Genomic DNA, 14448 nt, shown 5'->3' on the forward strand with positions numbered 1-14448 from the left:
TCCCTACACCTCATCCGACTCACTAGGCAATGATTTGCGCCGACCCCCGGGCTGACGAACCACGTCACCGATCAGTGATGCCCACGTGAAGCAAGTACAACGCTCCGGCGTCGCCTCCTGGATTCGGCGCCTTGCCGTCCCGATCATTCTCGGATGGATCGCCGTCGTCGTCGTGCTGAGCACCGCGGTGCCACCGCTCGAAGTCGTCGGCCAGATGCGCTCGGTGCCGATGAGTCCCGACTTCGCACCCTCGGTCAGCGCGATGAAACGGGTCGGTCACGTCTTCGGCGAATACACCTCAGACAGCTCGGCGATGATCCTCCTTGAAAGCCGGCAGCCACTCGGCGATGACGCACACCGCTACTACGACACCCTGGTCAGCAGGCTCAACGCCGATACCACCCACGTCGAGCACGTCCAGGATTTCTGGGGTGATCCGCTGACCGCCGCCGGCGCGCAGAGCAATGACGGCCACGCCGCCTATGTGCAGGTCTACCTCGCTGGAAATCAAGGCGAGACCCTGGCGAACGAGTCGCTCGAAGCGGTCCGCGAACTCGTCGCCGCAGTCGACCCCCCGCCAGGGGTGACCACCCATGTGACCGGCCCGGCGGCGCTGGCCGCCGACGAGCAGGTGGCCGGCGACCACAGCGCGCAAGTCATCGTCGGCCTGACCTTTCTGGTCATCACCGCCATGATCCTGTTGGTGTACCGGTCAATCAGCACCGGGCTGATTGTGCTGGCGTTGGTGTTTCTCGCCCTCGCCGCGGCACGCGGCGTGGTGGCCTGGCTCGCGTACTTCCACCTCATCGGGCTGACCACCTTCGCGACCAACCTGCTGGTCACCTTGGCCATAGCGGCCGCAACCGACTACGCGATCGTCCTGGTAGGCCGCTACCAAGAGGCCCGCACTGCCGGCGAAGACCGCGAATCGGCCTACCACACGATGTTCGACGGGACGGCGCACGTGATCCTGGCCTCAGGGTCGACGATCGCCGGCGCCACGTTCTGTCTGCACTTCACCCAGCTCCCCTACTTTCAGACCCTCGGCATTCCCTTGGCCGCCGGAATGGTGGTCGCCATGCTGGTGGCTTTGACGCTCGGTCCAGCGATCATCACCGTGGCCAGCCGCAGGGGTCTGCTGGAACCCAAGCGCGCCATGCGAATCCGCGGATGGCGCAAACTCGGCGCGGTCATCGCGCGCTGGCCGGCTCCGGTGTTGGTGGCCAGCACCGCTCTGACCCTGGTCGGCCTGCTGACACTGCCCGGCTATCGCACCAACTACAACGAACGCCGCTACCTTCCTCCGGATCTACCCTCCACCGCCGGCTACGCCGCAGCCGAGCAGCATTTCTCCACGGCGCGGATGAATCCAGAAGTCTTGTTGGTGGAGACCGATCGAGACCTGCGCAATCCCGCCGACTTCCTGGTGATCGACAAGATCACCAGGCGGGTCGTGCGGCAACCGGGGATCAGCCGGGTCCAGACGATCACCCGCCCGGATGGCACACCACTGACGTTCAGCTCGCTGCCGGCTCAGCTCAGCCTGCAGGGTACCGTGCAGGTGCTCAATCAGGGTTACCTGCAAGACCGCATGAAGGAGTTCCGCACCAGCGCCGAGGATCTGCAGCGCGGCATCGACGCCATGGAACAGATGCAGCTGTTGATGACCGAGATGTCCGCCACCACCCACAGCATGGTCGGCAAGACACATCAACTGGCTTCTGACACTGCGGAATTGCGGAATCATCTGGCCGACTTCGACGATTTCCTGCGCCCGCTGCGCAGCTACCTGTACTGGGATCCGCACTGTTTCGACATCCCGACCTGCTGGGCATTGCGATCGGTCTTCGACACCCTCGACGGCACCGACGTACTCAGCGGCGATATCGACCAAGTCCTGCCTGAGCTTGATCGACTCGACGCTCTGATATCGCAACTACTCCAGCAACTGCCCGCACAGATCCGGACATTGACGTCGACGCAATCCACGATGCTCACCATGTACTCCGCCCAGAACGGCCTGCTGGATCAGACCGCGGCGATGGTGGACAACCAGTCCGCCATGGGCGCAGCGTTCAACGACTCGAAGAACGACGACACGTTCTATCTGCCACCGGAGGTGTTCGACAATCCAGACTTCCAGCGCGGCTTGAAGGTGTTTGTGTCACCGGATGGACATGCCGTTCGCTTCATCGTCACCCACGACGGTGATCCCCTGACCCCCGAAGGGATCACCCACGTCGACGGCATCAAGCACGCAGCCAAGGAGGCCATGAAAGGCACTCCCCTGGAAGGTTCCAGGATCTACGTCGGCGGTACGGCGTCGGTGTTCAAGGACATGCAGGAGGGCAACAACTACGACCTGCTGGCAGTCGGCATAGCCGCACTGTGCCTCATCTTCATCATCATGCTGATCATCACCCGCAGCGTGATAGCCGCCGCGGTGATCGTCGGCACCGTGCTGATATCACTGGGGGCGTCCTTTGGCTTGTCGATCCTGTTGTGGCAGCACGTCATCGGTTTGGAACTGCACTTCATGGTGATGGCGATGTCACTGATCATCCTGCTGGCCGTCGGCTCGGACTACAACCTGCTGCTGGTCGCGCGGTTCAAAGAGGAGATTCACGCGGGGCTGAACACCGGCATCATCCGGGCGATGGGCGGCACGGGTTCGGTGGTCACCTCGGCTGGGGTGGTGTTCGCCTTGACGATGCTGTCGATGGCGGTCAGTGACCTAACGGTGGTGGCGCAGATCGGAACGACGATCGCGATCGGCCTGCTCTTCGACACGTTGGTCATCCGATCTTTCGTGATGCCGTCTGTTGCCGCACTGCTGGGCAGATGGTTCTGGTGGCCGCAGCGGGTTCGTCCGCGGCCTGTTCCGGCCCCTTGGCCGAATCCGAATCCTGCTGAGAGCGAAAGCCATTCACTTCCTGCAACATAACCGGGCGTCAACCGGTCGACCGGGTCGGCAGGCACGGTCGCAACAAGCGATGCCCTGACTTGCCATTTCAGTGCACCACAAAACCCTACGAAAAAGCGGGCGCCCTGACCGGGCGCCCGCTTTCCCCTATTGCCGTAGCGAAACTGTTCCGCGTCAGCCCATTCCGGCAGAGAACATCTCCGCCAGGTTCACCAGCGACGCGATCAGTCCAACTCCTTCGCCAGGAGCGTTGTAGGGCATTCCCATGCCCTCCATCTCCAACAGGAGCCCCAACGAGTTGTACAGCGAACCGCCTACGTTGCCGGCATCCGTCTCGCCGGGCGTGAAAAGGCCACCGAATTCGAAGCTCGCACCCAGGATCGCATTGCCTTCCGGAACCTGCAGAGCCTCATTCAAGAACTGAGCCAACGCATCGAGATTCAAGCTGGCACCGTTGAATACGGCGCCGATGACGTTGGCCGGGGCGGCCAGCACGTCCTGCAGTGCAGCCTCGAAGTCGCCGCCGAAGACGTTGTCGACGATCGATCCGACGCTGTTGAACAGCTCCACCCCGGGGCTGATCAGAGGGCCGACCAGCCCCATCATGAGACCAGTCAAGGGCGACGACATCAGGGTAAGCAGCGTGGCCGCCGGCTCAACGGGCTCGATGGGCGGTACGCCCATGCCGAAGTCCATGCCCGCGAGGTACTGCAGACCCCACAAGTGATTCCAGTCAAGAGTCTGAGCGGCCAGGTCCGTCCCCTCGGGTGTTGCAACATCCACACCGATGAACGTCGCGGCAGCGAACTGGCCTTCTACCATGTCAAAGAATCCCGACACCGCTCCCTTGACGGCGTCGAACACCTCCGAACCGTTCGCCACCGTAGTCTCGAACATCTCGACCCATGGAGCAAAGGGGTCGATCGAAGCGGCGAGCTGCACCGACGGTGCCGCGGCGGCATGGGAGAACGTCGGCACCGCCGGGCCAGACGCGACCAGACCGGAAACGACAACGGCGGCTCCGGCGGCCACGAAGGCCTGGCGGCCGAACTGAACTGCATGGGTCTTAGAAGGGTGTAACTGTGTCATGACCAATAAGTCGGCCCATGATGAGAAAAGTTCCCAAGTTCGGCAAGAAAATCTGAAGTTGTGCTATCCGCGCCGTTCGGGCGGCCCGGAGGCCCTGCGCCCCGATCAGCCGAACTCGACGAGGTTGGTCGGGGCGCGGAAACGCCGCAGCGACTTGAGCCGGTAGACCGCCGACGCCACTCTGCCGAGTACCTTGCCGCGTCCGGCCGGCATCCCGAGCTCGCGGACGGCACGGACCCCAGGCACTGCGAGCAGGTCGTCATAGTCTTTCGCAGTGAACCAAAAGGGCATCGGCGGTGCGGTGTAGTTCTTGCTGAGCTTGATCCCCCTGCGGCGCGAGTAGGCGCTCAAGAACCGCGGGACGCTGTCGAAGATCATCTGACCACCGGGGAACCGTGCGGCGCAGGCGGCGAACAGCCCGAAGACCGATTCGTGGTCCAGATACTGCAACAAGCCTTCAGCAGTGATCAGCACCCCCGCGCTGGCATCAACCTGATCCATCCAACTGAAATCGAGCGCCGATTGGGCACAACACCGCAGGCGTTCTGACGACGGCAACAGTTGCTGGCGCAACCGGATGATCGGATCCAAGTCCACCGAAAGCCAAGTCAGCGATCCGTTGTCAACCCGCCAGAAGCTTGTCTGCAGTCCCTCTGCCAGGGCGACCACCGTCGCGCGGGGATGCACCGCTAAGTAGTCGCGTGCGGCAAGGTCGAACACCAGCGCCCTCATTGCGGTGGCCTGGTGGGTCTTGCCAAAGTCGGCGTAGTCGTAGTCCAGACTGTTGCGCAGCTGGATGGCCATGGGATCGTAGATCAGTCCGTCCGGCCGCTCCGCCTCCGCCGCGCGTTGGTAGAGCGTGAGCAGGGCGGTTTCGGAGATCCCGTCAAGATGGCGGGCATCAATCGCTGGCACGCCTCAAGACCGTACCCGCCCGGAACCAAAGAGTCTCTGCGAGCAACGCAACACGTAGCAAGGCCTTCTGTGTGGAACTTTTGAACCGTCTTGTCCGACCATCTTCGTGACGGGCGACGGCCCGCTCTCCCCATGCCCATAGAAGCTCGCGACCTTTCGAGGAGGTGCCACCGTGACCGCTCCGATCTGGATGGCGCTACCTCCAGAGACGCACTCGGCGACGTTGACTGCCGGTCCCGGCCCAGGTCCGTTGCTTGCGAGCGCAGAGGAATGGCAACGGCTCAGTCTTGCCTACAGCGATACCGCCGCCGAGCTGACCCAACTACTCGCCGAGGTGCAAACCAGCCAGTGGCAGGGCACCGGCGCTGAGGCGTACATGGCGGCACACTTGCCTTACCTCGCGTGGCTAAACCGGGCTTCCGCCGACAGTGCGATCAACGCAGCGCAACATCAGAACGTCGCCGCGGCCTACAGCGGTGCGCTGGCGACGATGCCGACCCTCGAAGAGCTGGCGGCCAATCATGCCATCCACGCCGTCTTAGTCGCGACAAACTTCTTTGGCGTCAACACGGTTCCGATAGCGCTCAACGAAGCCGACTACTTCCGCATGTGGGTGCAGGCAGCAGAGACCATGACGTTGTATGAGGCCGTCTCCGCCGCGGCGGTCGCGACAGCCCCGCAAGTCCCCCCCGCTCCGGCCATCGTCTCAAACCCGGCGGAAGCCGGCCCAGCAGAGGACGGTGGCGCCGGAAACTGGCTGCAGGAGCTGGTCCGGCTGATCACGGAACTCCTGGAGAACGCCGGCAATGTCGAAGAGCTACTTCGCATTTTCGAAGAGTTCTTCAAGAGCCTTGGGTTCAACCCGGTCATCGCGGGGTTCCTAGCCGGAGTGGCATTGGTCCTCTACGACATGCTGTGGTACCCGTACTACGCATCGTATGCGCTGTTGCTGCTGCCGTTCTTCGCTCCGATGCTCAGTGCCCTGAGCGCCTTGAAGTTGCTTCCAATGTTGCTTGCCTATCTGTTTCCTCCACTGTCTGCGCCCAACATCGGCACAGGATCGCCGACCCATCCGAACACCGACATCCCGAGCGCGGTGGTTGTGGCGCCACCTGCGGCAGCGGGGTCCTCCGCGGGCGCGGGCGTCACCGCGAGCCCACCTGGTGCAACCTCACCCGTCGTCACCCCCACCGTCGACGGCGTAGCCGCGCTCATTCCCTACCTCGTCTCCGGCTGGGCGCCTCCCGGCGTCGAAGCCGGCCCCCGTAGCGATATGGCGGCCAGCAGCAGTGCTGCAGCGCCGCGCCGGGCAACCTCTCAACGGCCGGTTTCCGCCGATGCCCGCAGCCAACGCGGACGCCGACGTCGCGGACGAATTCGCATGCACGGCGACCGATATGAGTATCTCCGGGCCACCGACGACGCTGGGATCGGAGCGGCCTCCGATACCGGGAACGCCAGCCCCACCAACACCACCTCCGAGCCGCGCACGTCTGCCATAGCGGCGGGGCTGTCGCGCTCATCACCCCTGGGCAGGGCGAGCATGGCGCCTCTCCTGCCAGCCACCTGGAGCACCGCTGACCAGGGTGAGCGGATGACTCTGTCGAACGACGACCAAGACCACAAATGAACAAGGAGGCAAACCCCAGATGTCGCTAACCGTCACCGGACATGGGCTCGGTGCCCACGTAACAGGGATCAACCCCAAGGATCTGAGCAGCATCGACCGAGACGAGCTACGTGACATCGTCTACCGGAACAAACTCGTCATCCTCAAAGGGGTTCACCCCTCTCCGGCGGAGTACCTGCAACTGGGACGGATCGTCGGCGAGGTCGTGCCCTACTACGAGCCGATGTATCACCACCCTGAGTTCCCCGACATCTTCGTTTCCTCCACCGAGGAGAACCAAGGAGTCCCCCGGACCGGCGCCTTCTGGCACATCGACTACATGTTCATGCCGGAGCCGTTCGCGTTCTCGATGGTGCTGCCGCTTACCGTGCCCGGACCCGATCGGGGCACCTACTTCATCGACCTGCACAAAGCATGGGCGTCTGTTCCCGAGGACAAGAAGGCCTCTGCGCGAGGAACATTGAGCACCCACGACCCACGGCGACACATCAAGATCCGGCCCGATGACGTCTATCGGCCCATCGGCGAGGTGTGGGACGAAATCACCCAGACCACGCCCCCCATCAAATGGCCGACCATCATTCGTCACCCCAAGACGGGCGAAGAGATTCTCTACATCTGCGCCTCGGGTACGACGAAGATCGAGGATCAGGATGGTCAGGTTCTCGATCCGACTGTGCTACAGGAACTTATGGCGGCCACCGGGCAGGATGATCCGGATTTCACGCACCCTTTGATCCATACACAACACTACGAAGTGGGAGATATCATCTTGTGGGACAACCGAGTTCTGATGCATCGCGCTAAGCACGGTACCTCTAGCGGAAATCTGACGACATATCGCCTGACCATGCTCGACGGGCTCACGACGCCGGGATACGCGGTATGAGCGCCGGCGGACCAACTCTGGCGGCCCTGAGCAACCCGGCACCGATCCCGGAGAACATCCTGGAACAGGTACTTGAGCCCTACTCGTACAAGGGCTGTCGGTATCTGCGTGACGCCACCGTAGAGGTCGCGAACGGGAACGTTCTCGCCGAGGGCAGTTTCTCGATCGGCGAGTCGGCATACATCCGGAGCACCGGCCACTTCAACGCGGTTGAACTGGTGCTCGCGTTCAATCAGCTCGCCTACAGCGCTTTCGGGCCGGTGATCGGCGACGGCATGCTCCCCTTCTTCGACGGCTGGACGTTCGAGGACTACCTCAAGCACCAGCTGGCGAGCATGTTCATCAGGACCTCTTCCTCGCGGTTCAGACGGCCGATTGACGCCACCAACTTCTTCGGTCGGCTGCATTGCACCAACTTGGAGGTCGTGGAGCGTTCGGTGCGCTATCTGCGCGTGCCGTGTGCCATCGAGTTCTGGGACGAGCACGGCGGTTCGGCGTCCGGAGAATTCGAACTCGCCGCACTGAACATTCCCGGCTGAGATCAGGAATAGGCTCGTAGCCATGATCAGTCAGGCACCCACGTCCGTACTGGAACGCATTCTCGAACACGTGCGCCAGCGCCCCGATGCAATCGCGTTGCGTCGTTGCGACGGGAGCAGTCCGCTTCGCTATAGCGAGCTGGCTGCTCAGTGGGAGCGCCTAGCCGGAGCACTTCAGGAGCGAGGGGTATCGCGGGGATCGCGTGTTCTTATCGTCTCCGACAGCGGACCGCAGACCTACCTGGCGGTGCTTGCCTGCGCCCGACTGGGCGCCATCGCGGTTCTGGCAGAGGGCAATCTGCCGATTGCGACCGTCGAGAGATTCGCCCATCTCACCGAACCCGCCGCGGTTCTTCGCACCGAAGGTGCGCGCCTGTCGATCGCCGATCCACCAGAGACCCTCGCCGCAATACCGCTATTGACGCTTACCGAAGACGGCCCTCCACCAGCGGCCGCCGGCCTGCTCCCGACTCCGAACATCGGAGCCGATGACCCACTGGCGATGATCTTCACCAGCGGCACCACCGGCGAACCGAAAGCCGTCTTGCTGGCCAATCGAACCTTCTACGCCGTCGCGGACATACTGCGAGACACTGGGTTGACGTGGATCGATTGGGTGGTAGGCGAAGTCGCCTACTCACCCTTGCCCGCGACACACATCGGCGGCCTGTGGTGGATTCTGAACTGTCTGATGCAGGGCGGCACATGCGTCACCGGGGGCGACAGCGGAGGATCGCTGCTCGAGCTGATCACAGCCAACGAAGTCGCTACGATCTGCTTTGTTCCGACGCTTCTTTCACGTCTCGTGGCCGAGCTGAGGGCAAGCGGCGCACCGGCACCGCCTTCGCTGCGTTTCCTGGGCTACGGCGGGTCACGCGCTATCGCGTCCGACGTAAAGTTCATCGAAGACCTGGGAATTCGCACCGCGCAGGTCTATGGGCTGAGCGAGACAGGCTGCACAGCAATGTGCCTTCCCACCGCGCCAGGATCGATCACTGCCATCGAGTCCGGAGCGGTCGGCCGACCCTATCCAGGGGTTCAGACTCATCTCGACGGTGACGGAAGCGGGCCTACGGGTACCCCAGCCGCGTCAGGCACCTTGTGGATCAAATCTCCGGCAAACATGCTGGGGTATTGGAACAACCCGGATCGTACCGAGGAGACGCTGCGGGACGGGTGGGTGAACACCGGGGATCTGCTCGACGAAGGCAGTGACGGTCTCTTCTACATTCGGGGGCGAGCCTCGGAGATGATCATCTGCGGTGGAGTGAATGTCGCCCCCGAAGAGGTCGACCGTGTCGCGGAATCGGTGTCCGGCGTGCGTGAGGCAGCGTGCTACGAGATCCCCGACCCAGAATTCGGAGCACTTGTCGGCCTCGCGGTGGTCGCTTCGGACGATCTCGACGAAGCAGACGCACGCAGCCTCAAGCAGGCGATCGCAGCCAGGTATCGGAGTGAAGTGGAGTCGGCCGCTCGGCCGTCGACGATCGTGTTGGTAGCAGGAATTCCGCGCACCCAGTCTGGCAAGGTCATGCGGACCTCGCTGGCCGCGGCAGTCGGCGCTCACTCACATGAGTAGTCCTGATCGGCAACAGATCCTCGATGCGATCTGTGACGTCTTGTATATCGACGAGGACGATCTGTTCGCGGGCGACGACACCGACCTTCGCGACCTCGGGCTGGACTCGGTCCGATTCGTCTTGCTGATGAAGCGCCTGGGCGTAGATCGCGAATCTGAGCTGCCGGCGCGCCTTGCGGGCAACCTGTCGATCGCTGGCTGGGTGGCGGAATTGCGGAGCCCCGATTCGGATGCCTGATCCCCATCCGGGGATCCGCATTCCCCTCACTGTCTCCCAGCAGAACATCTATCGCGGCATACTCCAGGACGCCGACCCCACGCTGTATTTGATCGGACGCCGATATCGCTTCTCTCCGATCCCGCTGCCCCAGTTCCTGGTCGCACTAGAGGCCGCGATCAACGGCAACCCGGTGCAACTGTGCGTTCTTGAGCAGTCGGACACGTCCTATCCTCACCTCGTACCGCGACTCCAGCCCGACGACCTGGTACGACTGACAGGACAAGATACCGAAACCTTGGCCGGAGAGTGGGATTCGGGAATATTGTCCCGCCCCTTGGTGCGTTACGCCGTCCATGTGGACTCCAGCGGCGACGTCGTGGGCCTGGACATGCACGCGCACCATCTCGTGCTCGACGGCGGTGGCACCGGCCTCATCGAGGCAAGCCTCGGCAATAACCTGTCTGTCGAGAGCGTGCCAGCTCCCGATGTTGCCGCGGGACTGAACCTTCTGGCTGAGGCTCAGCGCCGGGAGACTGAACTTGTTGCTGTGGCACACGACCGGTTGACCAGCTCGGTACAGCGGGAGCTGACCGCTGAGGTCAGCCCCGGCGGCCTACCACCGTCGTCCGTGGCGTCGGCCAGTGCACGTCGGGGAGTTCTGCGCGAGTCGCTCCAGATCACGGGTGATGACTACGTAGCCATCACCGATTTGGCTGCGAAGAAACAAGTCCCCTTGCAGGTATTGGTCACGGCGGCTGCCGTAGCTGTAGATGCGGCTCGCAGGCAGAGCACCGATGCCCTCGTGGTTCACGCAGTAGACAATCGCTTTGGCGAGCCCGCTCTCAACGTCGCTACCTGCGTGGTCAATTCGATTGCTCAATTGGTGAAGTTCTCGGCCTTCACCTCAGTGCACGAACTCGTCGCGGCGGTCGACCGTGGCTACGTGAAAGCCCTGCGGCGCCGCTGGTTTCGCGAGGAGCTGTATCGCAGGATCTACTTGACGGTAAACAGAACTCCGCAGACCGACGTGCTAACGCTGAACTTTCTGGCAGAGCCCTGCGCACCTGAACTCCGGCCGTTTCTCAGCGATACTCCGACAACGACCGATATCGGCCCGATTGAAGGCCTGACCGTTGCGGCAATTCAGGATGATCCGCATCAGATCCTGACTTTGGCGATCTGGGTCGGCGAGCAGCACCAGAGCGAGTCCAACGGCCCTGGTGTCGCAGAGCTGGTCGCCAAGACGCTGCAATCCATGCCCGCACTCTGGGATCAGCCCGTAGCCATGAGTGTGGGCGAATGGCTGGAGGTACAGAAGGACGGCAGCTGCCATGCTGTCCGTAGCGCGCCATGTTCAGTCAAGCCGAGCGCGGCGGCATGGTTTCTCCACCCGGGCGTCGACCTCGACGGATGGCGACGGGGCCGCCGATACGTCGACGCCTGGATCGACTGGCTGGTGTCCTCGGGAGTCAGCCCCGGTGAATTAGTGGTATTCACCGACGATCACACCGACAAGACCATTGACCTCATTGTGGCGTGCCACGTGGCTGGCTGCGGCTACAGCATCTGCGACACAGTTACCGAGCTCAGCGATCGCGTGGCGGCGATCGCCTCAGCTGGACTCTCAGCACAGTCCGTGGACGTTGGTGGAGTCGACCTGTCGCCACATCCGGCTGACCATCGGGAACGCTTACGCCGGGTCCGCGACGATGCCGGACTGGCGGACCGAATTGCCTACGTCATGCCGACTTCGGGTTCCACCGGCAACCCCAAACTGGTGCCGATCTCACACGGCGCGCTGGCGCTCTTCTGCCAGGGCCAGCGCAGCGGCTACGGGTGGACGCACGCCGACACCGTCTTGCAGTGCGCGCCGCTGACCTCAGATATCAGCGTTGAAGAGATCTTCGGCGCCGCGCAATGCGGAGCGCATCTGATCCGATCGACGGCGACCCGAACCGGAGATCTTGCGCAGCTCGCCGACGACGTTGCGCGCCAACGGATCACCGTCCTGGACTTGCCCACCGCCCTGTGGCATCTGTGCTGCGACGACAGCGAAGTGCTGGCCGCACTGTCCGCTTCGCAGTTACGCCAGATCGTGATCGGGGGGGAAGCAGTCCGCCCCCGCGCGGCCGGGAAATGGCTTGCATTCGAAGCTGCATCCCATATTTCACTGGTCTCCAGCTACGGCCCCACGGAGGCGACCGTCGTGGTGACCTACCTGCCGCTGAACCACGAGAACGGGGTCGCCCAACCTGTGGGTCAGCGCCGCCTGGGACACGCGTTGGCTGCGCAGACCGTGTTCATCGCGTTCGGTGAGATCGTGTTGCTCGGGGACGTGGTGTCAACCGGCTACCTGGGCATCTCCAGTCCAAGCTTCGGCACTGTGCTCGGCGCGGACGGCTCACAGCTGCGCGCGTTTGCCACTGCCGATCGGGTGGTCTACGACGCTCAAAGCCTCCCCATCTTCGCGGGCCGCAAAGACGCTGTGGTCAAGGTCTCTGGCAAACGCATTGACACCGCTGAAATTGCCCGGCTGATCGCCGAGGACCCCGCAGTCTCCGATGTCGCCGTCGAACCCGACAACACGCGGCTCGGTATCTGGTTTCAGTCCCGACGGACCCGCGAGGGCTCCACCGATGACGCAGCGGAGGCGCGCATCCGGGAGATCCTGCTTACCGCAAGAGTTCCCGGTTTCGTGATCTCGGGTGTTGCGGAGATCCCCCGCAAGCCGGGCGGCAAAGTCGATATCCACCGGCTCCCCAAGGTTGAACACACGCGGCTTGGCGAGGCGGAGGGCCAAGCCGGCGGACTGGCCGAGCTGTGGAGCCAATGCTTAGGCCGCGACCTGGGCCCGGGTTCGTCGCTGCTGGCCGAGGGCATCGGCTCACTGGATCTGATCCGCATCCTGCCCGCCACCCGACGCTACCTTCGCCGTCATCTGTCGCTGCTGGACGTGATCAGCGCCGACAGCGCATCTCGTCTCGTTGAGGACGCCGACGGGATCGGGGTAGGGCTGGGACTGGACGAGACCAGCGCCGCCGAGATCGATGCCGACGTCTCTTCCCTCGCTGCGCCGCTGCCGATCCCCTCGCTGGTTGCGACGCCGCGCGCCACCGGTACCGTTCTGGTGCTCGGATCCTCCGGAATCCTGGGGACCGGATTCGCTCAGGCGGCCGTCACACTGCACGCCAGCGGGTCCGCGGCCGAGCTGGTCTTTGCAACCACTTCCCCCCTGCCCGGCACTGACCCATGGAGCGCACTGTCCGAAATCGACGGTGTCAGGATCGAGCAGGTCACCCGGAACGGCATTTCCGAACTCATCCACGCAACGGATGCCCGGGTCGTGATCAACGCGATCGGCAACACGAACGTCGTAGTGCCTTACCGTGACTTGCGCCCGGCCAACGTCGAAGCGGTATCCAGCATCGTCACGGCGTGCGCCCTACGACGGGCAGCGCTGATCCACCTGTCCACGTCCGTAGTCAATGCAGACGCCGCGGCACCGCAGGTGGTTGATCCGCGCACGGCTCCCTACCCGTACGCCGCGTCGAAGGCCTTGGCCGAATTGATCGTCGCACGCCGAGCGCCAAACCTGGATTTCACCCTGGTGAGGCTGCCTCGGGTGTTGGGGACGCCAGGGCAACTGCAGGGTTCTGCCGACATTCTGATGGCACTGGCAGCGGCGTGCCGAGCGTTGAACGCGCATCCCGCCGTGTCGTTGACCGAGGAAGTCACCACCGGGTGGTCAGCAGCATCCAGCATCTTCGGTCTGTTGTCTGCGCCGCTGAACCGCAGCATCACCCTTCTCCGGGGCACCCCCGTCGAATACTCGGAGTTTCTCGCGCGCTTCGGCAGTGCGGAGCTCTCCGCGCCCGAGTGGAAGCAACGTTTGGATGACAGTCCCTGGGCGCGACACAACCCGCGTCGATGGGCAGTGATCGACGCGTGGCTCACCCTCGGTTCGCGGCTCGACGGGCGGACATACGCGCAGTACCTGGCCGACTACCCGACCCTTGAGGTGCAGGCAGACCACATCACCGAGTTGACCGCCGAGCCCGCTCCGCTACCCGAGTTGGTGGCGCACGGCTGCCTACTGGAACCAGGAGGCTCTGCCGTACGACTACTTACACAGGAAGCTATGGAGGAGAGACCTTGAGCGACACTCGACGGATCCAACTCGACGTGACCGGCATGACGTGCGGAATGTGCTCGGCACATATCGAACGGAAGCTGAACAAGATCGCGGGGGTGCGGGCGTCGGCAGATTTCCCGACCGCAACCGCCACCATCGATGCCGACTCGACCGTGAGCGTCGCGGAACTGTGCGACATCATCGACGAAGCCGGATACCACGCCGAGCTGCGGTCGGAGCGACCTCGCAGCCCCGAGGACCCCGAGATACCCGGCGGAACCGTGCACCGGATCACCAGTCTGGCTCGCCTCCTGCGTTGGGGCAGGTCCTCGCAGGGCTCGACCGTCGGACAGGGCTCGCCCGCGCAGTGAACTGCGAGGTCGCTCGCGAGGCGCTCTCGGCCCGCACAGACGGTGAACGTGAGCCCGTACCGGCTGCACGGGTCAACGAGCACCTGTTCAGCTGTGCGAACTGTCAGGTCTGGTATGAGCGAGCGACCCTACAAGCCCGGCAACTGCGGCCGAAAACGCCG

The 14448-nt window shown here is 63.5% G+C and carries 10 protein-coding genes and 1 pseudogene; 9 read left to right on the plus strand and 2 right to left on the minus strand.

Annotation, left to right across the window (positions count from 1 at the left end; genetic code table 11):
- Positions 1-85: 85 nt before the first annotated feature.
- Positions 86-2944 carry an MMPL/RND family transporter gene (locus tag G6N09_RS06410; protein WP_234807013.1) on the plus strand — a complete coding sequence of 953 codons (2859 nt, stop codon included), beginning with the start codon at positions 86-88 and terminating at the stop codon, positions 2942-2944.
- Between the two features lie 153 nt (positions 2945-3097).
- Here the strand turns inward: G6N09_RS06410 and gjpA are convergent, their stop codons facing one another.
- Together gjpA and G6N09_RS06420 are read right to left on the minus strand one after the other, a co-directional pair.
- Entirely contained in the window at positions 3098-4012 is a 915-nt protein-coding gene (gene gjpA, locus G6N09_RS06415) for an outer membrane porin GjpA (protein WP_133053092.1), read from the minus strand.
- A 105-nt stretch (positions 4013-4117) separates the two neighbouring features.
- Positions 4118-4927 carry a class I SAM-dependent methyltransferase gene (locus G6N09_RS06420; RefSeq protein ID WP_083026013.1) on the minus strand — a complete coding sequence of 270 codons (810 nt, stop codon included), beginning with the start codon at positions 4925-4927 and terminating at the stop codon, positions 4118-4120.
- 172 nt (positions 4928-5099) lie between these two features.
- Between G6N09_RS06420 and G6N09_RS06425 the strand changes: the two genes are divergently transcribed.
- The 8 genes and pseudogenes from G6N09_RS06425 to G6N09_RS20430 all read left to right on the plus strand — a co-directional run.
- Complete coding sequence (locus G6N09_RS06425) at positions 5100-6557, plus strand: PPE family protein (protein WP_234807014.1); 1458 nt, start codon at positions 5100-5102, stop codon at positions 6555-6557.
- Positions 6558-6576: 19 nt separating this feature from the next.
- Positions 6577-7446 (plus strand): (3R)-3-[(carboxymethyl)amino]fatty acid oxygenase/decarboxylase, encoded by an 870-nt coding sequence (gene scoE / locus G6N09_RS06430; RefSeq protein ID WP_083026015.1) that lies wholly within the window; start codon positions 6577-6579, stop codon positions 7444-7446.
- Complete coding sequence (locus G6N09_RS06435) at positions 7443-7985, plus strand: FcoT family thioesterase (protein WP_083026017.1); 543 nt, start codon at positions 7443-7445, stop codon at positions 7983-7985. Before scoE ends, G6N09_RS06435 begins: the two co-directional genes overlap by 4 nt.
- 22 nt (positions 7986-8007) lie before the next feature.
- Complete coding sequence (fadD10, locus tag G6N09_RS06440; RefSeq protein ID WP_109558922.1) at positions 8008-9564, plus strand: fatty acid--CoA ligase FadD10; 1557 nt, start codon at positions 8008-8010, stop codon at positions 9562-9564.
- Positions 9557-9802, plus strand: a complete 246-nt coding sequence (locus G6N09_RS06445) for an acyl carrier protein MmaB (protein WP_083026020.1) — start codon at positions 9557-9559, stop codon at positions 9800-9802. The genes fadD10 and G6N09_RS06445 overlap by 8 nt, the downstream gene beginning before the upstream one ends.
- Complete coding sequence (locus G6N09_RS06450) at positions 9795-13940, plus strand: AMP-binding protein (RefSeq protein ID WP_083026022.1); 4146 nt, start codon at positions 9795-9797, stop codon at positions 13938-13940. The genes G6N09_RS06445 and G6N09_RS06450 overlap by 8 nt, the downstream gene beginning before the upstream one ends.
- Entirely contained in the window at positions 13937-14287 is a 351-nt protein-coding gene (locus tag G6N09_RS06455; RefSeq protein ID WP_234807015.1) for a heavy-metal-associated domain-containing protein, read from the plus strand. The genes G6N09_RS06450 and G6N09_RS06455 overlap by 4 nt, the downstream gene beginning before the upstream one ends.
- Positions 14284-14346: pseudogene (locus G6N09_RS20430) on the plus strand (zf-HC2 domain-containing protein); the annotation flags it as partial. The gene G6N09_RS06455 and the pseudogene G6N09_RS20430, both read left to right, overlap by 4 nt.
- Positions 14347-14448: the final 102 nt, after the last annotated feature.

The organism is Mycolicibacter minnesotensis, assembly GCF_010731755.1.
GTDB lineage: Bacteria > Actinomycetota > Actinomycetes > Mycobacteriales > Mycobacteriaceae > Mycobacterium > Mycobacterium minnesotense.